Annotated in this window: 15 protein-coding genes and 2 pseudogenes; 8 read left to right on the forward strand and 9 right to left on the reverse strand. The window is 58.6% G+C overall.

Annotation, left to right across the window (positions count from 1 at the left end; all coding sequences use genetic code 11):
* Window positions 1-12: 12 nt before the first annotated feature.
* The 3 genes from AC3ITY_RS24085 to AC3ITY_RS24095 form a co-directional block, all read right to left on the reverse strand.
* Window positions 13-2535 (reverse strand): TcfC E-set like domain-containing protein, encoded by a 2523-nt coding sequence (locus tag AC3ITY_RS24085; RefSeq protein WP_489305421.1) that lies wholly within the window; start codon window positions 2533-2535, stop codon window positions 13-15.
* Between the two features lie 104 nt (window positions 2536-2639).
* Window positions 2640-3131 carry a CS1 type fimbrial major subunit gene (locus AC3ITY_RS24090; RefSeq protein WP_489305423.1) on the reverse strand — a complete coding sequence of 164 codons (492 nt, stop codon included), beginning with the start codon at window positions 3129-3131 and terminating at the stop codon, window positions 2640-2642.
* 471 nt (window positions 3132-3602) lie between these two features.
* A complete protein-coding gene (locus tag AC3ITY_RS24095) occupies window positions 3603-4472 on the reverse strand; it encodes a fibronectin type III domain-containing protein (protein WP_489305425.1) in 870 nt (289 codons plus the stop codon).
* A gap of 259 nt (window positions 4473-4731) precedes the next feature.
* Here AC3ITY_RS24095 and AC3ITY_RS24100 point away from each other — a divergent pair, with 259 nt between their 5' ends.
* The gene (locus AC3ITY_RS24100) at window positions 4732-5076 is read left to right on the forward strand and encodes a response regulator transcription factor (protein WP_489305427.1); all 345 of its coding nucleotides are present in this window, start codon (window positions 4732-4734) and stop codon (window positions 5074-5076) included.
* A 68-nt stretch (window positions 5077-5144) separates the two neighbouring features.
* On the opposite strand, the pseudogene AC3ITY_RS24105 reads toward AC3ITY_RS24100, so the two are convergent.
* Both AC3ITY_RS24105 and AC3ITY_RS24110 read right to left on the reverse strand, forming a co-directional pair.
* Window positions 5145-5846, reverse strand: a pseudogene (locus AC3ITY_RS24105) (phosphopantetheine-binding protein); the annotation flags it as partial.
* Window positions 5847-6048: 202 nt separating this feature from the next.
* A pseudogene (locus AC3ITY_RS24110) lies at window positions 6049-7551 on the reverse strand (AMP-binding protein); the annotation flags it as partial.
* A gap of 380 nt (window positions 7552-7931) precedes the next feature.
* Here AC3ITY_RS24110 and AC3ITY_RS24115 point away from each other — a divergent pair.
* Window positions 7932-8480 carry an RNA polymerase factor sigma-70 gene (locus AC3ITY_RS24115; RefSeq protein ID WP_489305429.1) on the forward strand — a complete coding sequence of 183 codons (549 nt, stop codon included), beginning with the start codon at window positions 7932-7934 and terminating at the stop codon, window positions 8478-8480.
* 126 nt (window positions 8481-8606) lie between these two features.
* Here AC3ITY_RS24115 and AC3ITY_RS24120 read toward each other — a convergent pair whose 3' ends face one another.
* The 4 genes from AC3ITY_RS24120 to AC3ITY_RS24135 all read right to left on the reverse strand — a co-directional run bounded on the left by AC3ITY_RS24120 (window position 8607) and on the right by AC3ITY_RS24135 (window position 14271).
* Entirely contained in the window at window positions 8607-9584 is a 978-nt protein-coding gene (locus AC3ITY_RS24120) for a GNAT family N-acetyltransferase (RefSeq protein ID WP_489305431.1), read from the reverse strand.
* A 321-nt stretch (window positions 9585-9905) separates the two neighbouring features.
* Window positions 9906-12578, reverse strand: a complete 2673-nt coding sequence (locus tag AC3ITY_RS24125) for a hypothetical protein (protein WP_489305433.1) — start codon at window positions 12576-12578, stop codon at window positions 9906-9908.
* 178 nt (window positions 12579-12756) lie between these two features.
* Window positions 12757-13551 (reverse strand): substrate-binding periplasmic protein, encoded by a 795-nt coding sequence (locus AC3ITY_RS24130; RefSeq protein WP_489305435.1) that lies wholly within the window; start codon window positions 13549-13551, stop codon window positions 12757-12759.
* A gap of 93 nt (window positions 13552-13644) precedes the next feature.
* Complete coding sequence (locus tag AC3ITY_RS24135; protein WP_218494478.1) at window positions 13645-14271, reverse strand: TetR/AcrR family transcriptional regulator; 627 nt, start codon at window positions 14269-14271, stop codon at window positions 13645-13647.
* A 177-nt stretch (window positions 14272-14448) separates the two neighbouring features.
* Between AC3ITY_RS24135 and AC3ITY_RS24140 the strand changes: the two genes are divergently transcribed.
* The 6 genes from AC3ITY_RS24140 to AC3ITY_RS24165 all read left to right on the forward strand — a co-directional run bounded on the left by AC3ITY_RS24140 (window position 14449) and on the right by AC3ITY_RS24165 (window position 22812).
* Window positions 14449-16251 carry an acyclic terpene utilization AtuA family protein gene (locus AC3ITY_RS24140; protein ID WP_489305437.1) on the forward strand — a complete coding sequence of 601 codons (1803 nt, stop codon included), beginning with the start codon at window positions 14449-14451 and terminating at the stop codon, window positions 16249-16251.
* A 12-nt stretch (window positions 16252-16263) separates the two neighbouring features.
* On the forward strand, window positions 16264-17133 hold the full coding sequence (locus AC3ITY_RS24145; RefSeq protein ID WP_489305439.1) for an SDR family oxidoreductase: 870 nt from the start codon (window positions 16264-16266) through the stop codon (window positions 17131-17133).
* 3 nt (window positions 17134-17136) lie between these two features.
* Window positions 17137-18753, forward strand: coding sequence for a geranyl-CoA carboxylase subunit beta (atuC, locus tag AC3ITY_RS24150; RefSeq protein WP_489305440.1), 1617 nt, complete (start codon window positions 17137-17139; stop codon window positions 18751-18753).
* A gap of 24 nt (window positions 18754-18777) precedes the next feature.
* A complete protein-coding gene (atuD, locus tag AC3ITY_RS24155) occupies window positions 18778-19935 on the forward strand; it encodes a citronellyl-CoA dehydrogenase (RefSeq protein WP_489305441.1) in 1158 nt (385 codons plus the stop codon).
* Window positions 19932-20729 carry an enoyl-CoA hydratase/isomerase family protein gene (locus AC3ITY_RS24160; RefSeq protein WP_489305442.1) on the forward strand — a complete coding sequence of 266 codons (798 nt, stop codon included), beginning with the start codon at window positions 19932-19934 and terminating at the stop codon, window positions 20727-20729. The genes atuD and AC3ITY_RS24160 overlap by 4 nt, the downstream gene beginning before the upstream one ends.
* Window positions 20730-20850: 121 nt before the next feature.
* Window positions 20851-22812 carry an acetyl/propionyl/methylcrotonyl-CoA carboxylase subunit alpha gene (locus AC3ITY_RS24165; protein WP_489305444.1) on the forward strand — a complete coding sequence of 654 codons (1962 nt, stop codon included), beginning with the start codon at window positions 20851-20853 and terminating at the stop codon, window positions 22810-22812.
* The last annotated feature ends 67 nt before the right edge of the window (window positions 22813-22879 follow it).

Here is a 22879-nt window from a genome sequence, read left to right on the forward strand (position 1 = left end):
TATAAGAGCCCATCAACTGGCTTTCTCAGACTTATAAGCAGCTTCGGCCAAGGTGTCCGGATGACACCGCAGATCCCCTACCATCAGCACATCATTCTCTCGACGCTGGGAGGCCGGATCGAGCCTGAACTGGCATAACAACTGACTGTCGTGCCGCACTTCAAGTGTAGGAGAGTTCTCACTAAGTTCCATTGAAAAGAACCCATCGACTTCGCTGACGCCACGACTGGCATGGTTGATGACGTGGTGGCCTTTCAACGGTTTTCCACTGGCATCCAACAGGCGCCCCATCACGGTCACAGTCTTCAGAATGCGCACCTGGCGATAATCCACCCCACCCTTGTTCAAGTGATAGGTGGTGCGCGCAGGCTGGATTGCCGCCGCGGGAACATCAGTGCCCTTGAAATCAAAATTCACCGTGCCGTTCTTGTACGCCGAAACGGGAATAAAATTGCGCCCCGGCCGCAATGTGGCGTGGGTACCGGCGAAGTCGTCGGCCCGCAGTTCGATATCATCGAGATCGCTCTCGACATCGATGATCATTCCCGCCTCTCCGGTCGAGGTCTGGCTACTCAATACAAGTTTTTTGCCACTGACCGCCAAGGTACTGTCCAGATTCAAACCGCCGCTGATCTGACCGTTGAAGGATGATCGTTGCGCATGCATCGAACCGCTGACCTGGTCAGTCTTGAAATCAGCCGTGCCCGCCTGACCTGTCCCGTACACATCCTTGCTGACGGTTGCAGCAACACTTTGCAGGACGTGATCCTTGAGGTCGCGACGATAGGTGACGGACGCGTTGGGATCCCGTCCACCGTCACGCGATGTACGTTGACCGACGCTGCCGGTCACCTGGTGACCGTCGGAACCCAGAGCCATGCGCAAGCTGATATCGATCCCGCGGTTTCGCTGGTCGGCAGTGCCCACCGTGCCCGGTCGATCGAACACCGCCACGCGCCAGTCCGCGCTGTTGCCGAACAACTGCGCGTTGCGGGTCCAGCTCAGGTCGATGCCCAATCCTTCGTTGTAACCCTGGCTTTGAGACACTTGCGCGCTGAGCGAACTCCTGCTGTTCAGGCGCTGATTCACTGACAGCGAGGTATTGCTGGTTTGTCCGTTGTAGGTGTTGCGTTGACGGATGTGGCTCCCGTCCGGCAGCACTTCGTAAGTATTACGGGTGTCCAGCCAGCTACGCTGATGGCGCAACACCACACTGCCGCCGTTGTAGCGATGCACACCTTGCACCTCCATCCCCGTGCCTTCCCCCTTGGTCTGGGAAAGGCTGGTGTAAAGGGAAGTTTTCTCGCCCACCGTCCAGTCGGCAGAGGTGCCCAACTGCATCTGCTCCTTTACCTGACGGGCGGAAAGCCCCAGGACCACTCGCGGATGCAGCAAGAAGTTAAAGGCTGCGCCTGCCGTCAGTTCACCGTCATCGCGCTCCTGCCAATTGCTGAGCAGTTTGCTCTCGCGACCGGCGAACAGGTTGTAGCGCCAGCGATTTTCCGGGTTGCGCCAATTATTGGGCTTGTAAATAAGCTCCGAAGTGGTGGTAATCACTTGACCGTCTTCGACCACGCGTACTTCCACTTCGTAGATTCCGCCGGGCAGCGGACGCGTATCGAGAGTCTGCAGACCGCTCGCCACTTGCTGACTGTTGATCAGCACACCGTTGCGATAGATTTCCACCATCGCTTGGCGGTTGGCGGTCACCGTAATGGGATAGAGACTAGGGTTGGCGTTGTCGATCGCCAGGCTGTCGGAACTGCCGTACATGAGCCCCATTACCGTATCGGGACCTCGCCCGATGGTGCGCACAGACCGAGTCAGACCTTGGGCACTGGGCGTGAAATACCCGGCACGGATGAAGGTGCCCTCCAGTTCCCGTTGGGTATGCAACTCATGGACAGCATGCTTGATGCCCGTATCGGTTCCTGACATGCGCGACAGCTGAGCATTAAACGTGTTCGTCCAGTTGCCCTGGCTCGCGGTTGCCTCCAGGCCATAACGGCCGGCGATATTCTGCTGCTGACCGCCGCTGATGTTCAGTTGATTGCGCACAATCATACCGTGGCTGCCGCCTTCAGGCTGATCATGAAACAGTCGGGTTTGCGGATCGCGCTCAGCGTTCGCCGTCACCAACGACACCATGGAGTCTTCCAGACTGTAGTGAACCGACTGCAATTGCCGAGGGCAGCCACTTTTACAGGCACCCAACGCCGCGCCCTGCGTCAAGAAAGCAGCCCACTCATCACGCTCGCTCGCAGTAAGGTCACTGTTGCGTGTATCCGTAAAGTTGATCAGCGTCACTCGCTCATCGCGGGTCAACAGGATCATGGCTTCACCCAGGAACTGTTGATCGACTTCGACTCGAACAGCCAATGGAACATCAAAAAAGAATTCATGAAACTCTGCAGGCAAACCTTCAGCCTGTTGCAGCAAACTTACGGACTTATTCGCAGGTTGGCTTTCACTGGCAAGCGCACCTGCGCAAATAATAAGCGCAAGCGCTCCTGCGATAGGAGTCATCGAAAACATTGATCAATATCTCAAGTTAGCGCTTGCATGTGCAAGGAAGAATGCGACCGGCTGCGCCGGCCACATAAAGAACATACAGATAGTTAGAACTTATCCAACAACCATCAAGGCGCGTCGAACATCACACGAACGTTCCCGGTGTAGTTACCTTCCTTGTAACCGCCGCCAGGTACGATTGGCGTAATGCTCAGGGGAGCGATGATTTCACTGTTCGCAGCACCAGCAGCAACAACATCTTCCGCACTGCCCCAAACCAACTGAACGTTATTGAACTTGACGTCCAACACAATATCATCTGTGCCAGAGGTCATGACCGCCGGGTCCAGCAGAGTTGCCTGGATGGCTGGGCCAGCGCCGCCAACGGCGCTTTTCGCCTTGAAGTCACGGCTGATGCCTTCCAGCTGGGAAGTTGTAGCATTCCAGAGCAATTGCTGAGGCATGACTACAGTGTCGTGGTTGACTGGCTGCACATAGAAGTCGGCGCTCGGGATATCAGCGAAGACTTGAACGTTGTGAGTTTGTGGAGCAGCCATGGCGGCCGAGGAAACAAAAGCCAAAGCAAGCACCGGGGCAGAAATTGCAATTTTCTTGAACATTGGGTTCACCTTTAAACATCTGATTAATAGTGCGTGCTTTGGCCAAGCGACAAAAGTTAGCACCGGGTTATTGATCAACATCAGTAAATATGATGTTGCGTTTCAACGGCGCGCATCTTCTCGTTTTTTGTAGTACCGGTATGCAAGAACTATCTGAAGGTTCTGTAGGACAAATCTCTGCGATTTAAACGCTTTCGCGCGCGGATAATGAAAGAGGGCCGAGTGTCGCTGGCCTGTTGCGTAAGTGTTGTCGGAGAGTGTTTTGAAGCTCTTCAGGGATGTCGGGACGAGTTCATCGAGGAGGCAGGGCGGTAGACCCCGGGGGAGTACCGGGGCTGAAAGAGGTCTTTTATGTGAGAATCAACCGGACGATCATCACCCGTTTGACGTGCCTCTACCGGCGCACAAAAAAATCCCGATGCACAGGCATCGGGATTTGGTTAAACGCATGGAGCTACCAGCATCGGAGCGTTACAGTTTGCCCTTCAGAGGAATACCCTGCGCCGGATAATGGACTGTAACTCGATTCGATAGATGGCCGGCCTTATCGGTAGCCGTCACGCCAAATTCATAGCGTTTCCCCAATTCCAGGCCGGTAACAGCAAACTCGACTTCTTTCGTACGTCCCAATTCATTTCCGATGCCTTGGTCGACGATATAGGTGATATCACCAGAACTATCGTACGACTCGTCCCAACTCAAGGTAAGACCAAGATTAGAGGTTCTTACGCTCGAGGGGTCTGTGGGTGCTGTGAAGTCTTCAAATTTCACGACAACACACACAGGGTCCGAATAAAGAAACTCTTCATCAACTGTTCGAATGCAATACTTATGATCACGCCCTTGCATTGGAGTGTTATCCCTGTAGGGAGGTTTATCTACTACCTCGAGCAGCACTCCGTCTCGCCGTATTTCATAGCGCGGTTCACCAGTATCGACCTCGCCTCCATCCCAAAAGAAGTAAACTTCATTCTCCGATTGATAGAAAGGAGTGAAATGATTCGGAGGAGTAGGGTTAGCTCCTAACGTTTTGACAGTTAAAGATGGCGGAGGAGACCCGACCCCGGTCATGAAAAATTGGTAGTTTTTTATAGGAAGTAAATCAGTAAACGTCAGAGGATGAACACCTGCATGAAAATCCCCTACTTTTTCAACTACATCTGAATTTTCATTCCACCTAGTCCACCACAGTGTACCATTACTCCCCGGAAAAATAGTCAAAGTAAACGCAATCTCTCTCCGCCCTACACTATCAAGTCTAAATTCAGCCCCAACAGCCTTGACAGCACTAACATCTAGACTAGGCGACACTAAACCAGAAACAGAGACCGAAGTATTCATGACAGCCACCTTATAGATTACCGAACCCGCATTAAATTTTTAACCGCAGCACCATTCAAGCATCAAATCTAGGTAACCAAAACTGACAAATCTACTAGTTGAAAACACTTAAACCATGTACTACAAATTCGTTCCATCCACCAAAATAATCCGCGCCACCTGTTATTTCTAACAGGTTCCAACCGCCCCAAATCGCGCTATAACAGACTCTCGCAGTAACTCAGCCCCACCCAAGACGAATCCCAACGGGAGACCTATCATGAATACTGCCAGCTCAGTCCAGTTCCCAGCCAAAATAGTGTTCCCCATGGCCGAGCCCTACAAATACCCCGCACTCTCCGCCAAAGAGCGCGAAATCCTGGAGTGGTGTGCAATGGGCAAGTCATCCTGGGAGATCGCGCGGATTCTTGCTCGGTCTGAAGCGGGGGTGAACTATCACATCGGCAATATCCTGCGAAAATTCGGCGTCAGCTCACGTTTGCAGGCGCTGGTCAAAGCGCTTGAAATGGGACTGATCGAATTGAAGGACCGGGAGGGCCCGGCAGAAGCCAGGCAGCCTGCCCCTCAGAAAGAAGGGCGGGGTCCAAGCGCCAGTAGCTTATGAAACTATGTTCCGGCGGCTCCGGACGTGCCCGTGGGGCAGCATCCGGATTTTCCGGGAATTTTTGACCTTTAGAGCCCCTCCAGCTCCGCCATCAGGTCATTCAATCGATCCACCTTCTCCTCGGTGATCTCACTCGCCGCCAATCCATCGATATACCCGGCCAATTCCTCCACCGTGCTGCACTCGAACATCGCCCGCAGCGGCACATCCCGTTGCAGGGTTTTCTGCACCCGCGAGGCGATTTGCGTGGCAAGCAATGAATGTCCGCCGAGTTCGAAAAAGTTGTCGCGAACGCCCACTCGCTCGACCTTCAGCACCTCGGCCCAGATTGCAGCCAGGGTTTGCTCCAGGTCATTGCGCGGCGCCTGGTAATCCTGACTCCCAATCTGGCCGATCTCCAGCGCCGGTAGCGCCTTGCGATCCAGTTTGCCGTTGGCATTGAGCGGCAGTTTGTCCAGCCACAACCAATGCAGCGGCACCATGTACTCCGGCAGTTCGGCACGCAGTCGCAGCTTGATTCGCTCCAGTCGCTCGTTTGAATCAAGCGAAGCATCGGCCGCGACCAGATAGCCAACCAGGTGCTTGCCGTTGACGCCTTCCTGCACACCGACCGCTGCGTCACGGATTTCCGCTTGCTCATGCAAGCGTGCTTCGATTTCGCCCAGCTCAATGCGGAAACCACGGATCTTCACTTGATGGTCGATGCGTCCGAGGTATTCCACCAGGCCGTCGGCGCGCTGGCGCACCAGGTCGCCGGTGATGATCATGCGCACCGGCAGGGTTTCATTTTGCGTTGCCAGCCATTGCGCCAACTGGCTGCCGTAGCTCGGCGTGAAACCGAGGACGTTGATGTGATGACGTCGGATCAGGCCACAGATTTCTTCTGCGTCCCACTGCCCTTGAGCCCGCAGCACCACTTGCGCACCGCTGAGCAGCGGCACCAGCAAGCGCTCGGTGGCGGCGTCGAAGTTGATCGAATAGAAGTGCAGTTCGCAGTCGCCGGCGCGCCACTACCTGCGTCGCCGCGATGGAGTTGCCGCCGAGCAGGAAGAAATGATCGTCGACGCCCACCTGCTTCACTTGCAACTGCTCACGCCAGATACCCGCGATCAAGCTTTGTACCGCCGATCCCGACTCGCTATTACCCGTACTTTCGTTGCTGGCCGACGGGAATACCGCGTAGCTGTCGAGACTGCCGTCCGCCAGGCGATTGCGACACGCCGAGCGCTGCAATTTGCCGCTGGAGGTCTTGGGCAGCGCGCCCGGATTGAGCAGCACCACCACGCTCGGCGCTTGCTGATACGCCTCGGCGACGGCTTGGCGAATGGCTTTGATCAAGGATTCCGGTGGCAGGATTTTCTGCACACTGCGGCTGATTTCGGCGGCGATGCCGATACCTTCCTGACCCTCGACCGTGACGGCAAAGGCGGCAACCCGGCCTTTGCGCACCACTTCCACTTCGCGCTCGACGGTCTGCTCGATGTCCTGCGGGTACAGGTTGTGCCCGCGCACGATCAGCATGTCCTTCAGGCGCCCGGTGATGAACAGTTCGCCGTTGCGCAGGAAGCCCAGGTCCCCGGTGCGCAGCCAGGTCTGCCCGGCGTGCCGGACGAAGGTCTTGGCGGACGCCTCGGGGTTGCGCCAGTAGCCTGAGGCGATGCTCGGCCCGCTGGCCCAGACTTCGCCGACGACGTTGTCGGCCTGTTCGCTGAGCGAGACCGGATCGATGATCAGCACCGCGTGCGCCGGTTGGCTGATACCGCAACTCATGATCGGGCTGCCCTCGCCCGCTTCGACACGGTTCTGCGCCAGGGCCTGATCGTCCACCCGCAGGTTGCCGATGCCTTGGCCGCTTGCTGTGCCGGCCACGAACAAGGTGGCTTCGGCCAGACCTTAGGAGGCCATGAAACTGTCCGCACTGAAGCCGCAGGTGGCGAACTTGTCGGCGAAGCGTTCCAGGGTGTCGAGGCGAATCGGCTCGGAACCGGAATACGCCACGCACCAGCCACTCAGGTCGAGCCGTTCCAGGGCTGACTCGCTGACCCGCTCGCGGCACAAGCGATAGGCAAAATCCGGTCCGCCGCTGATGGTGCCGCCGTATTCGCTGATCGCCTCCAGCCAGCGCAACGGCCGGCCGAGGAAATACTCCGGGGACATCAACACGCAGGGCACGCCGCTGAAAATCGGCTGCAACAGGCCGCCGATCAGGCCCATGTCGTGGTAAAGCGGCAGCCAGCTGACGATGACGTCGTCGGGGTTCAGGTCTATGCCGAAACCGTGGCGAATCAGCAATTCGTTGGCCACCAGATTGCCGTGGCTGACTTGCACGCCTTTAGGCAGCGCGGTGGAGCCGGAGGTGTATTGCAGGAAGGCGATGTGATCGTCCTGCAAGTGCGCCGCGACCCAGCGCTCGGCCAGTGCACCGTCGAGGGTATCGACACACAGCAACGGCGGCGCCCCGTCGATTTGCTGCAACAGGTTTCCTGCCTGAATTCGGCTTGGTAGGAGCGAGCCTGCTCGCGAAAATCCGGAGAACGCCGCGGGGTGTCAGGCGCCCATCGTCATCGTTGACGACCATCGCGAGTGAGCTCGCTCCTACGGGGTGATGAGGATTGCGCTGTGCAATTCATCCTTGAGAACGGATGACGTCTTGAAATAAATAGTCGCTGGCTGGAACACGAAGCGGACGGAAGTGAGTCGGCGTGTCGCAGTTATCACTCTGCATTCTGAAGGGAATTAGTTATTTTCTCATTTGACAATAATTATCATTAAGCCTAATTTGGCGCTCGATCTGTAGGACGGCCCCCCCGGTTCATTCGCCGTCCCACTAACCTTTTGGCAGCAAGGTGATGTCCATGATGGAACCAGTATCCACAAGCAGGTGCGATACACCGCTACTTCAGGCATTCGCCGACAATCGACTGATTCTGGTGAAGATCGCAGCCCGAATTACCGGTTGTCGCTCACGTGCCGAAGATGTTGTGCAGGATGCATTCTTCCGGTTGCAATCGGCCCCGCCCATCACCAGTTCGATCAAGGCTCAGCTCAGCTACCTGTTCCAGATCGTGCGCAACCTGGCGATCGACCACTACCGCAAGCAGGCGCTGGAGCAGAAGTATTCCGGCCCTGAAGAGGAAGGGCTGAATGTGGTGACCCAGGGTGCGTCACCGGAAACCTCGCACATCAATTTCTCGACACTGGAGCACATTGCCGATGTGTTGACCGAGCTGCCGAGCGGTACCCGCTACGCCTTCGAGATGTATCGCCTGCACGGCGTACCGCAAAAGGACATCGCCAAGGAACTCGGCGTCTCGCCGACCCTGGTGAACTTCATGATCCGTGATGCTCTGGTGCACTGCCGCAAGGTGTCGGGTAACCGTGGCGATACGGCTGCTCGCCAATAAGATCCGATATTTCAGCGCCCCCCATCGCGAGCAGGCTCGCACCCACAGGGTCCTGCGAACACAGGACAAATGTGGGAGCGGGCTTGCTCGCGAAGGCTGACTCAAGACCGCAACGAATCTTGAATCTCAAGCCAGTCTGCACCGATCAAAAAACCCCTCCCGCCCCAACACCATCAAGGCCACGCGCTTGTGCGGGAAGGCGAACTCTTTCTCCCAGTGAAAGAGCTGCTCCTGCATGTAACCGATCATCTTCGCGTTATCGGCACGCGGCTCGGCAACCACGCGCTGCGTGCGCGGATCATCAAGAAACAGGTAATGCACCAGTGCCGATAACCAACTCGCCACCCTGTGCGGACCGCGGTGGTTTTCTTCACCCACCAGCATGTGAATGCCACGGTCGTAATCGCTGGCCTCGTAGAACGGTGCGATGCGATCTTCCCTGGCCCAGTAGGCTTCGAAGTAAGCGAACGGTTGATCGTCGAAACAACCGATGAGCGTCAGCGTGTGCGGGTCGGCTTCGAGTTTGCTCAGGTATTGGCGATGCTGTTCGAGGCTGCCCTCCTCCTGCCAGAAACTCGCGACACGCGGGCTGTTCTGCCAGCGGTTGAAACGGGCCAGGTCCAGATCGATATCCACCGTACGCAGGGAAATCCACATCCCCAGGCGCGCATCAAAACGCCGGTAAACTTCACCTCGCGGCTTGATCGGTCGCAATGGATGACGCTTGCCGCCACTGATGACCATTTGCTGCGGATAGCTGCTCGACGCCTGCGTCAGCCAGGGCTGTGGCAACTGCCAGAACAGCGTGCGTTCGCAACGGTATTGACCGGCCGTTTCCGTCGGGATCAGCAAACCGCTGAGCAATGCCTCGGTTGGGGCTTCATCGAGTTGCCAGGTCAAGCGCTGGCAGGCAGGATCACGGGCTAATAGCCAGTAGCAGGCAGCCCAGATTGTGTGGCGGTCAAGACGGCCGAAACCTTCCTCTACTTGCAACCGCAGTTCCGGATCGCGGGTCAGCCGCAGTTGAATCAGCGGTTGGCCTTCAAGGTTGAAGCTCAGCCGGCTTTCAGTTTCATCGGCTACAAGACGGCAGCCGGTCGGCAAGGCCAGGGCGGTCAGGTCAGGTCAGGTCAGGTCAGGTCATTCAGATTGGGCATTATCGGGCTCACGATAATCATCGACGGTTCAACAATAGACGTAGATCACCGTTGGAAATTTAATCGTCCATCCAGATTGCCAATTGCAATCACAACGGAGTGAAAGACCGAACGCGCTGCCATGACAAGCCCATTTCACAGCAACAATCTGAAGACTGAAGCAAAGAGCACCTTATCAATACCCCTAATCCGAAAACCGAAAAACTGAGGGCTTGCGGTTAGGGGGAACACTTATCATTACTCATGTAACAGAGTGAAAAAACCCACATCATTTCCACAGAGTGAAATAATCCAGAAAGGAATAGTCCATTTGCACTAACTCAATGAACAAAATGCACTTTCCGACAGGAGCAGACACATCAACCCAATTGTGCAGCAGCCCACCATTAAATTGCCCCTGAAAATGCAATTCATCAATTACATTATAAGACTCATCATAAAATATGACTCTCGCGGGCCGATGATTATGAGTATAGGCAAACCTGACACGCCGATACGGCACTCGGAAATCCAACCACAAACGCTGTTCCGGAATGGCGTGATCTAACGTATAGGACATTACAATTGCGGGTCCGGATAACATACCTGAAACAGGGTTCCCAAATGTCATGATCCCAGCCCTTCCATATGAACCCGCCAATAGCCTTATCCTCATCTTTAAAGCGGGATTATCAATGCTCTGCCCACCACTGATAAACTGATTGGGCTGACCATCAAAGTTTTCGTAATGAATTTCAGGCACCGCCCGAACTGTCAGATGCAGAATAGGCAATACAACTGCTTCAGATCTAACATGACTGCCATCCAATGAAATATAACAAGTAAACCTCAAGTCACTATTATCCAACAACACATCAAGATCAGTACGTTTCACTGTTCTGACTAAACCATCCATCACTTCATCTGCAGTCACAGCGTCCCCGCTAGTGACCTCAAACGTATGAACCGCACCGTTCTTATGGGTGCCCGTGCCGATCAACCAGATTCTTTGACCTTCTACCATCCACGGGGCCCATGGTTTGACCTTGACCGTGGCATCACCGATAAAGTTACTTAAGTCCAAAATGCTATTGGTCGCCTGAATCAAGACTAATTTCGGCCAGTTTTTAGGCACGAGAACGTTCAGGTTTAGATCCAAAGAGGTTGCCTGCTTGCATTGACTTGTCACGGTGTAATGAAGGGACACGGTCTTGCCGATACAAGCGATCACCTCATTGAGCGCCACCTTGAACTCAACATAACCTGGCACGCCATTACCCAGTTTGTCCTCGATCGGCAAACTCGTGCCATCCGGCCGTACCCAATAAAGCTGAATCGTGTGGCGAGGACTGATACGGTCATACTCCACTTGCACAGTGACGCCTTCTCTCGCGTTTTCCGGGTTGAGGAAATTCCTCGCCGCCTCAAGTACTATCGGCGGGATCAGGTTCAGGTCTTGCTGATGCACCGTCAGCTCCCGCAGCGGGAACTTGACCGCGCTGGAATGATCGATCTGGCCATTGAAGTTGACCGCGAACCGCACCTGGAACTTGCTGCAATCCGCCAGTTTTTCCAACTCGTGACGCGGCAAGTAACTGGTGACACCGTCATCCTCACCCGACGCGGGAAGCCCTTGCCCGATCAAGACATCGAAGCTGTAAGGCGTGCCATCTTCCAATTCACCCGTTACCCATAACCAGGTCGGCTGGCCTTCGGTGATAAACCACCACGGGGCCACTGTGCATTCGGCGTTTCCCGAGAACGTTCTGAGATCCAACTCGCCCCCAGTGACTTGGGTCACCTCTGGCGTGGGCAAATCAGTGAGATTGAGCACCTTGAGAGTTAACGGCAGGGATGGCCACAATGTGTCACGCAAGACCGTGTAGCGCACAGTGACCGATTTACACAAGTTGGCACTGATCGCCGAAGCCGGTACCTGGAAATCGACAAAACCATTGTTCGATCCGTACTTACAAGCCAGCGACGGAGTCCCGGCACCAGCAGTCCCCTCGAAATAGGCACACACCCAGTCGGTCTGTGCCATCCCCTCGTAAGCCACGCGAATCGTCGCGCCGTCTTTTGCGTTGATCGGGTTTAGCAGGCACCCTTCTGCTCCGCATTCCGTGGCCTCCAGCACGCTCGGCGCTAGCAAGTGCAGTTCCGGTTCACCCACTCGCAGATTTTCAGTAGTGAACCTGAGTTCAAGGGCATTTGCCGGGAGCAAGGAAACCGTCGGATCTGCTGGCTGTTCACCCAGGGCAGCGTCGAAAGTGACAGTCGCTTGCAAGGTTATTGAAGAGTAGTCTTCATTCCCCCCCGCCCAAAGGCGGGACAACACCTCCCTGAAACCCAGTCGAATGTCCAGCGCAGTCACCCGATGATTTTCCAGCACCCACTGGAACCTGTAGTTGCCGACATGGTGTTCATTGCCGACCGCTAGAATCCACAGCCGCTGGCCCTGCGCCATAAGCGGCCAGGGATTCAGATGAAGCCTGACATCGCCGGCGAACTTGCGCAGGTCCAGCCAACGAGCGCCATGTTCAGTCGACACATCGAGAAACTCCGGTGCCGGCAAATCTTTCGATTCGAATTGCTGCACCGTCAACCCAAGCGTCAGGGACGTTTCAGTCTTACCATTATGTGTAGCGGTGTACCTGATAGGCACGGTCCTGCCAATACAGGCACCGACCACAGAGACGTCGATCTCAATATCGATGCTGCCGCTGTCACTGCCATCCTGGACGGGTAGCGTCGGCTGGCCTGGACCTGGCGGACCGGCCCAATACAATTGAATCTTGTGGTCACGACTCATCCCCTCAAATGCAACCGTTACCTTGGCACCTTGCAGCACCAGCATGGGATCGAGCGTGCTGTTGGAAGAGGCGTGTGCAACTATCGGAAGTGGTAACTCCGCAATGGAACGCGGTTCTTTGGGAACTTTTTCAGACAATTTTTGCGCCATGTCGAATCTTCCTTGCAGATATAGGGTTAACCGCCCCCGCTTCCACACGGGACCATACGGCTATCTAAACTTCGGCAAGAAGGTTGTGGCTACTGTCAAAGTTGACAGTTTTGCTCTAAAAAAAGAACTTGTTCGACGAATGGCGCGGTCAAAAACGTATCCATCCTGCAATGTCGCCTTATTCCCGGATCGCCGGCACCAGCGCAATCTTGTACGGGTCGAAAATCTTCAGCATCTGGCCGTTGTCCCGCAAGCCTTGCAACAACTTGCCGAAGGCCTCGCCGCTGATGGGCGCGGTCGGACGCAGAATGGCGTAGTGGTGATAGATCTGGTCAACGCGCTGGGACACCAGCAATTCATCGGCGACTTTTTTATTGCGCAAGAAGTAATCGCTCAGGTAGGAGCGCGTGACCAGGGCGATGTCGGCCCGGTCGCGTAATACCATCAGCAGATTGCTGTCATGGGAATAGGTCAGCGTGGCGTTGTAGTTTTTCGCGAGGTACAGGGGGTCGGCATTGAAGTTGGCGAACTCGTAGTGATAGCCGCTGAACAGTGCCAGACGCTTGCCGTTCAGGTCGGCAAAATAGCTTTGCTGTCGATCGGGCAGGCGTTGCGCAACAAAAATCTCAGCGTCCTCCAGGCCCATGTCGACGGCCGTGTGGGGGATCTCTTCCCAACCCCAGGCGGGGTTTTCGAAGATGGCCATGTCGACCCGGCCCTGCTTGAAGTCACCGAAGCGCCGGGGAATGGAAGTGGGCACCAGGACAAACTGGTAGTCACTTTGCAATGCATTCAGGGCCTCGACCAGTTGCGGCAACAACCCGGTATCGGCCCCGGATTCCGGGCGCACGGTGTAGGGCGGAAAGTGCGCGGCACCAATGCGCACCAGTTGCGCAGCCTGGGACGGCATCATCGTTGATGCCGCAAACATCGATAGCAACAGCCGCGAGGCTGACCGAATTGGCGAACCCATCAAAACGACCCCACTCCCCAATAAAACAACATCAATGCATTCAAGCTAGGCGGTTTCGTCCAGTTAGCCAGTTTAATGCTGGCCAACACAAGCTTATTGCCGGTCTTCCAGCACCAGAATCAACGCCTCATCAGCCAACTGATCGAGGCTCATGCTGCCGTCGGCGCGAAACCAGGTGGTGGTCCAGGACAATGCGCCCGTCAGAAAGCGTCGGGTGATGAACACATCGCCGCGGATAAAACCGGCGGTCTTGGCTTCGCCCAGTACTTGCAGCCAGATGTCTTCGTAGATATCCCGCAGCGCCAGGACCTTGGCCTGGCCCTCTTCGGACAGCGAGCGCCATTCGTAGACCAGCACGGCCATGGCCTCACCGCTGCCGCCCATGATCGACTGCAATTCACACCGGATCAGCGCCAGCACCTGCTCGCGCACATTGCCGGCCTCGGCGATGGCCGCACGCATCAACGCGGTGTTGTAGCGTATGGTTTCTTCCATCACGGCGCGCAGGATTTCGTCCTTGCTTTTGAAGTGATGGAAAATACTCCCGGACTGAATGCCCACGGCACCGGCCAGGTCGCGCACGGTCGTGCGTTCATAGCCTTTGTTGCGGAACAGGTGGGCCGCCACTTGCAGCAGCTTGCCACGGGCGCTGTCCGGGTCGGTCAATTGGCCGTCGTCGACCAATTGGCGCATGACCCTCAGGGCTTTTTGCTCGTCCACCCATTCTCTCCTACAGTCGATCAATCAGTAACGCCGATCCCCCGAAAACAGCGGGGTTGCGCGGGCAATTTAAGCGCATGGATGCAACCAAGCAAGCGCTTGGGCAGAAGAAAATGAAGTCATTTACAAACCAAGCGCTTGCTTGGTAATGTCGACGCACTTCGGTTGGAGGTGGTTATGGAATGGACTGCGCCTAAAACAATTCGCATCGGTTGCGCCAGCGCCTTCTGGGGCGATACCTCGACCGCTGCCGCGCAACTGGTGGAACACGGGCATCTGGACTATCTGGTCTTCGATTACCTGGCCGAAATCACCCTGTCGATCATGGCCGGCGCGCGGATGAAAGATCCCCGGACCGGCTATGCGGGCGACTTCATCGAAGTACTCACGCCCTTGCTGCCGCAGCTCGCGCAGCAAAACATCCGGGTCATCAGCAATGCTGGCGGGGTCAATCCCCAAGCCTGCGCCGCCGCCCTGCAAGCGGCCTGCGACAAGACCGGGGTGGCGCTGAAGATCGCCGTGCTGCTGGGTGATGACCTGCAGCCACAATTCAAACAGCTGGGCAACCTGGGCATTCATGAAATGTTCAGCGGCGCGCCCCTGCCATCGATGTGCGTCTCGACCAATGCCTACCTCGGCGCACCCGGCATTGTCGAAGCCTTGCGCCTGGGGGCGGACATCGTGATCACCGGGCGCGTGGTCGACAGTGCGGTGGTCAGCGCCGCGCTGGTGCATGAATTCGGCTGGTCGTGGCACGACTACGACAAGCTCGCCCAGGCGGCATTGGCCGGGCACATCATCGAATGCGGCGCCCAGTGCACGGGCGGCAACTTCACCGACTGGCGCGACGTGCCCGACTACGAACACATCGGATTTCCCATCGTCGAAGTCAGCGCCGACAGCCAGTTCATCGTCAGCAAACCCGAAGGTACGGGCGGGCTGGTCACGCCGCTGACGGTGGGCGAACAGATGCTGTACGAAATCGGCGACCCGCGGGCGTATCTGCTGCCCGACGTGGTGTGCGATTTCACTCAGGTCAAACTGCTGCAACAGGGCAAGAACGCGGTGCAGGTGCACGGCGCCAAAGGCCTGCCGCCAACGGCTCAATACAAGGTCAGCGCCACGTACCCCGATGGTTTTCGCTGCACCGCCAGTTGCCTGATCGCCGGCATCGATGCCGTCGACAAGGCCCGGCGGGTCGGTGATGCGATCATCAACAAGACCTCGGAAATGTTCCGCCAGCGCGGCTGGGCACCCTACAGCGACGTGAGTATCGAGTTGCTGGGCAGCGAGGCCACCTACGGTCCCCACGGCCAGCGTCAGGACAGCCGCGAAGTGGTGATCAAACTCGCGGTGCGCCATCCGGACAAGCAGGCATTGATCGTGTTCTCCCGGGAAATCGCCCAGGCCGCCACCGGCATGGCGCCAGGGCTGACCGGCATTGTCGGTGGCCGGCCGACGGTGTATCCGCTGATCCGGCTGTTCTCGTTCCTGATCGACAAAACCGCCTGCACGCTGGACATTGATTTCATGGGCCGGCGCCAACCGTGTGCCCTGCCCGCCCTCGATGTGCTCGACCCGCTGGACCTGCCAGCCCCGCTCGCACCACCGAAACCGGTTGGCCTGGCCGACGCCAGCGTGGCCTTGGTCAAACTGGCGGTCGCCCGCTCTGGCGACAAGGGCAACCACAGCAACATCGGTGTCATGGCCCGCGCGCCCGAATTCCTGCCATGGATTGCCGAAGCCTTGACCCCGGAAGTGATCGTCGACTGGATGGGCCACGTCCTCGATCCAATCCACGGACGGGTCGAATGCTGGTACCTGCCCGCCAGCCACAGCCTGAATTTCCTGCTGGAAAACGCCCTCGGCGGCGGCGGTGTCGCCAGCCTGCGCATCGATCCGCAAGGCAAGGCCTTCGCCCAGCAGCTGCTGGAAATCCAGATCCCGGTGCCGCAGCGCATCGCCGACCAGTTCAACTAGAGGATTGCCGTCATGGCCTACGATTCGATTTTCAAAGCCGATTTGTTTGCCGGTCAAAACATCATCGTCACCGGGGGCGGCACTGGCATCGGCCGCTGCACCGCCCACGAACTGGCGGCCCTCGGTGCCCATGTGCTGCTTGTCGGGCGCAGGGCCGACAAGCTCAAAACCGTTGCGGCGGAGATCGCCGAGGACGGCGGCAAGGCCGATTGGGCGGTTTGCGATATCCGCGAGGAAGAATTGGTGCAGCACCTGGTCAGCGAATTGATCCGCAAGCATGGCCCCATTCACGGCCTGGTCAACAACGCAGGCGGGCAGTACCCGTCGCCCTTGGCCTCGATCAATCAGAAGGGTTTCGAAACCGTGATGCGCACCAATCTGGTGGGCGGTTTCCTGATGGCCCGGGAAGTGTTCAACCAGTCCATGAACAAGCACGGCGGCGCCATCGTCAACATGCTCGCCGACATGTGGGGCGGCATGCCGGGTATGGGCCACTCCGGCGCGGCACGTTCGGGCATGGACAACCTGACCAAGACCGCCGCGTACGAATGGGGTCATGCCGGGGTGCGGGTCAACGCCGTGGCACCGGGGTGGATTGCCTCCAGCGGCATGGACACCTACGAAGGCGCCTTCAAGGCCGTGATCCCGACCCTGCGTGAACACGTGCCGCTCAAGCGCATCGGCACCGAATCGGAAGTCAGCGCGGCGATTGTTTTCCTGCTCAGCCCCGCCGCGGCGTTCGTCAGCGGCAGCACCTTGCGCATCGACGGCGCCGCCAGCCTCGGCGGCCGTGCCTGGCCGATCCACAAGGCGACCAACAGCGAGTCGTACAACGGTTTTCACCGCGCGTACCTTCCCGACGTGCTGAAGGACAAGGAATAACCCATGCCGGTGATTCAGTCGCAACTCGATCCCCACAGCGAACCGTTCGCCCGGAACCGTGCGGCGATGCTGAGCGCCATCGAGCAAGTTCGCGTGCTTGAACAGAACCTGCTGAACAAGGCTGCCGAAGCCAGGCCGAAGTTCGAAAAACGCGGCCAATTGTTGCCTCGCGAGCGCCTCAATCTGCTGCTGGACCCCGGCGCGCCGTTTCTCGAACTGGCCAGCCTGGCCGGCTACAAGCTACACGACGACAAGGATGGCAGCTCCGCCGGTGGCGGTTTGATCGCCGGCATCGGCTATGTGTCCGGCGTGCGCGTGCTGGTGGTGGCGAACAACAGCGCAATCAAGGGCGGGACCATCTCCCCCAGCGGCTTGAAAAAGTCCCTGCGCCTGCAACAGATCGCCATGGAAAACAAACTGCCAGTGATCACCCTCGCCGAAAGCGGCGGTGCCAACCTCAATTACGCGGCGGAGATTTTCGTCGAAGGCGCGCGCAGCTTTGCCAATCAGGCGCGAATGTCGGCCATGGGGTTGCCGCAGATCACCGTGGTGCACGGTTCTGCCACGGCGGGCGGTGCCTATCAGCCGGGGCTGTCGGATTACGTGGTGGTGGTGCGCGGTAAGGCCAAGCTGTTTCTCGCCGGCCCGCCATTGCTCAAGGCCGCCACCGGCGAAGTCGCCACCGATGAAGAACTGGGCGGCGCCGAGATGCACGCACAAACCGCCGGCACCGCCGAATACCTGGCTGAAAACGACGCCGACGGTGTGCGCCAGGTACGCGAGATCGTCAGCCTATTGCCGTGGAACGAGCAGTTGCCCCCACTCCCCGAGCGTCGCTGGGAGGAACCGCTCTACCCCATCGACGAACTGCTGGGCCTGATCCCGGATGACCCGAAAAAACCCTACGACGTGCGCGAAATCATCGCCCGTCTCGCCGACGCTTCGAACTTTCTTGAATTCAAGGGCGAGTTCGATCAGCAGACCCTGTGCGGTCATCTGAAAATTCAGGGCCGCGCCTGTGGCTTCATCGGCAACAACGGCCCGATCACGCCAAAAGGTGCGAGCAAGGCCGCCCAGTTCATCCAGCTGTGCGACCAGAGCCAGACGCCGCTGCTGTTTTTCCACAACACCACCGGGTTCATGGTCGGCACCGAATCGGAACAGCAAGGCGTGATCAAGCACGGCGCGAAGATGATTCAGGCGGTGGCCAACGCCCGGGTGCAGAAGCTGACCATCGTCGTCGGTGGCTCCTACGGCGCGGGCAACTATGCAATGTGCGGTCGCGGCCTCGACCCGCGGTTCATCTTCGCCTGGCCCAACAGCCGTACCGCCGTGATGGGCGGCGCGCAAGCGGGCAAAGTATTGCGCATCGTCACCGAGGCCAAACAGGCCAAGGACGGCCTGGTGCCCGATCCGAAAATGCTCGACATGCTCGAACAGGTCACCGCGCAGAAACTCGACAGCCAGTCCACGGCGCTCTACGGCAGCGCCAACCTCTGGGACGACGGTTTGATCGACCCGCGCGATACCCGGACCTTGCTTGGTTATCTGCTGGATATCTGTCACGAGGCCCAGGTGCGGCCATTGCAAGCCAACAGTTTTGGCATAGCCCGGCTCTAGGCCCGCTCAAGGAGAACAATAAAAATGATCTTCACCCAGGAACACGAAGCATTGCGCCGCACCGTTCGCCAGTTCGTCGAGCACGAGATCAACCCCCACGTCGAGGAATGGGAAAAGGCCGGGCGCTTCCCCATCCACGAAATCTTCCGCAAGGCCGGCGACCTCGGCTTGCTGGGCATTTCCAAACCGGAAAAATTCGGCGGCATGGGGCTCGACTACAGCTATTCGATCGTCGCCGCCGAAGAGTTCGGCACCATTCATTGCGGCGGCATTCCGATGTCCATCGGCGTGCAGACCGACATGTGCACGCCTGCGCTGGCACGTTTCGGTTCCGATGAACTACGGGACGAATTCCTGCGCCCGGCCATCAGCGGTGAGCAGGTCGGCTGCATCGGCGTCTCCGAAGTCGGCGCAGGCTCCGACGTCGCCGGGCTGAAAACCACGGCGCGCAAGGACGGCGACGATTACGTGATCAACGGCAGCAAGATGTGGATCACCAACTCGCCGTGCGCCGACTTCATCTGCCTGCTGGCCAACACCTCGGACGACAAACCGCACATCAACAAGTCGCTGATCATGGTGCCGATGAACACGCCGGGCATCAGCTTGAGCTCGCACCTGGACAAGCTCGGCATGCGCAGCTCGGAAACCGCCCAAGTGTTTTTCGACAACGTGCGCGTACCGCAGCGCAACCGCATCGGTCATGAAGGCGCGGGGTTCATGATGCAGATGCTGCAGTTCCAGGAGGAACGCCTGTTCGGCGCGGCCAACATGATCAAGGGCCTGGAGTACTGCGTCGACAGCACCATCGAATACTGCAAGGAGCGCAAAACCTTCGGCAACGCGCTGATCGACAATCAGGTGATCCACTTCCGCCTGGCTGAACTGCAAACCGAAATCGAATGCCTGCGGGCGCTGGTCTATCAGGCCACCGAGCAATACATCAAAGGCCAGGACGTCACGCGCCTGGCCTCCATGGCCAAGCTCAAGGCCGGGCGACTGGGCCGCGAAGTCAGCGACAGTTGCCTGCAATACTGGGGCGGCATGGGCTTCATGTGGGACAACCCGGTGGCCCGGGCTTACCGCGATGTACGGCTGGTGTCGATCGGCGGCGGCGCCGACGAAATCATGCTGGGGATCATCTGCAAACTCATGGGCATTCTGCCGGGGAAAAAGAAATGAACAACCTGCCGGTTTGCCAGACTTTGCTGCTGGAACTGCACAACAGCGTGCTGCACATCACCCTCAACCGCCCGGAATGCCGCAATGCGATGAGCTTGCAAATGGTCGCCGAATTGCGCTCGGTGCTGGCCGCGGTACGCGATAAACCAGGGGTTCGCGCACTGGTGATCGGCGGCGTCGGTGGGCACTTCTGTGCCGGCGGCGACCTCAAGGACATGGCCAATGCCCGCGCTCAAGGCTCGACTGCGCACCGGGATTTGAACCGGGTGTTCGGTGCGCTATTGCAGGAGGTGCAACACGCACCGCAAGTGGTGATCACGGTGCTGCAGGGGGCGGTGCTCGGCGGAGGTCTCGGCCTGGCCTGTGTCAGCGATATCGCCCTGGCCGATCACCAGGCGCAATTCGGCCTGCCGGAAACCAGCCTCGGCCTGTTGCCTGCGCAGATCGCGCCGTTCGTGGTGCAGCGCATCGGCTTGACCCAGGCCCGGCGTCTGGCCCTGACGGCGGCGCGTTTTGATGGTCACCAGGCACGGCGCATGGGGCTGGTGCATTTTGTCGAGCATGATCCGCAGGCCCTGGCCGAACGTCTCGATGAGGTGTTGGCCCATGTGTTGTGTTGTGCGCCGGGGGCGAATGCGATGACCAAAAAACTGTTGCTGGCCAGTGCCGGACAGCCGTCGGATGAGTTGCTTGATCAAGCGGCTGAATGGTTCAGCGAGGCAGTGACCGGAGCCGAAGGCATCGAGGGAACGATGGCCTTCGTGCAAAAGCGCAAACCGGGATGGGCCATTTAGAAGCTTCGTCGGAACGCCGCCCGGAGCAAGCCCGCTCCCACACTGGCATGCATTCCCCTGTGGGAGCGGGCTTGCTCGCGAAGAGGCCCGAACAGACATCGCAAAACCAAGGGAACAACCCATGCCCGGACTCAAAAAAATCCTCATCGCCAACCGCGGTGAAATCGCCTGCCGCATCCAGCGCACGGCCCAGGCGCTGGGCTATCGCACGGTCGCCGTGTTCAGCGACGCCGACGCCAATGCACTGCACGTGCAGATGGCCGACGAGGCGGTCAACATCGGTCCGGCCCCGGTGCAACAGTCTTACCTGAACATCCCGGCCATCCTCGACGCGGCCCGGCGCACGGGCGCGGATGCGATCCATCCGGGCTACGGTTTCCTCTCGGAAAACGCCGGGTTTGCCCTTGCCTGCCGGGACGCCGGCATCACCTTCATCGGCCCCAGCCCCGAGGCCATCGAACTGATGGGCAGCAAGCGTCTGTCGAAGATCGCCATGATCGAAGCCGGTGTGCCGTGCATCAACGGTTATCAAGGCGCCGGGCAGGACGACGCCACCCTGAGCCGCGAAGCCGAGCGCATCGGCTATCCGTTGATGATCAAGGCCAGCGCTGGCGGCGGTGGACGCGGCATGCGCCTGGTGCACGACGCCAGCGATTTGCTGGAACAGATTCGCACCGCGCGCTCCGAAGCCCTGAACGGTTTTGGCAGCGGCGAACTGATCCTCGAACAGGCACTGGTCGAACCCCGTCACGTCGAGATCCAGTTGTTCGGTGACCGGCACGGCAACCTGATTTACCTCGGCGAGCGCGATTGTTCGGTACAGCGCCGGCATCAGAAAGTCATCGAGGAAGCCCCCTGCCCGGTGATGACCGTTGAGCTGCGCCAGGCCATGGGCGAAGCGGCGCTCAAGGCCGGGCGAGCGGTGAAGTACGTCGGTGCGGGCACCGTGGAGTTTTTGCTGGATGCGCGCGGGCAGTTCTATTTCCTGGAGATGAACACCCGGCTGCAAGTGGAACACCCGGTGACCGAACTGATCACCGGGCTGGACCTGGTGGCCTGGCAGTTGAGCATCGCCGAAGGGCAACCGCTGCCCTTGCGCCAGGAACAGGTGCAACTCACGGGCCACGCCATGGAAGTGCGCTTGTATGCCGAAGACCCGGCCCAGGGTTTCCTGCCGCAAACCGGGCGCGTCGTGGCCTGGGAGCCGGCATTGCAGGACGGCGTACGGATCGACCACGGCCTGATCGAAGGCCAGGTCATCAGTCCCTTCTACGACCCGATGCTCGGCAAGCTCATCGCCCACGGTGCCACCCGCGAAGAAGCCCGGCGCAAACTGCTGCGGGCGGTACAAGACAGCGTGCTGCTCGGCCTGCAAAGCAATCAGTGCCTGCTTGCCAGCCTGCTGGAACACCCGCAGTTCGCCCGCGGTGATTTCAGTACCGGTTTCATCGCGCAGCATTTCGCCGACCACGCCTGCCTGCATCCCGAAACCCCAAGCACACACCACTTGGCCATCGCCGCCGCCCTGTTCTATCAGGCAGCGGCACAGGCTCACCCGGCCCCACTTTGCGGTTGGCGCAACAACGCCAGCGTGCCGCTGCACTATCGCATCGGCCTTGAAGATCAGGACTGGCCGGTAGCGTTGCAGGCGATCCCGGGCCAGCCGTTGCGCATTCAGGTCGCCGAGCGCAGCCTCGAACTGAAGATCATCCACAGCGACGGACGCTGGGCCACCCTCGAAATCGAAGGCGTTCGCCAACGCCACGCTTATCGCCTGGAGGCCGGGCGTCTCTGGCTGTTTACCCGGCCGGGCAGTCTGCAGTTCGTGGATCGCACCCAGGCGCAAGTTACCGGCCAGGCCAGTGTCAGCTCTGGCACCCTCAAGGCGCCGATGGACGGCGCGATTGTCGACGTCCTGGTCAACGAAGGCAGCCAGGTGACCAAGGGCCAACTGCTGGTGGTACTGGAGGCGATGAAAATGGAGCACCCATTGAAGTCGGGCATCGACGGTGTTCTGAAACGCTTGCAAGTCAAAATCGGGGATCAGGTGAAAAACCGGCAGATTCTGTTGGAGGTCGAATAAGCCGCTAGGCGGAACCGCCGGGTTTGGCTACGCTCAAAGCCTATCAGGACGCGGATACCAGGAACCC

The organism is Pseudomonas sp. GL_091, from assembly GCF_057837725.1.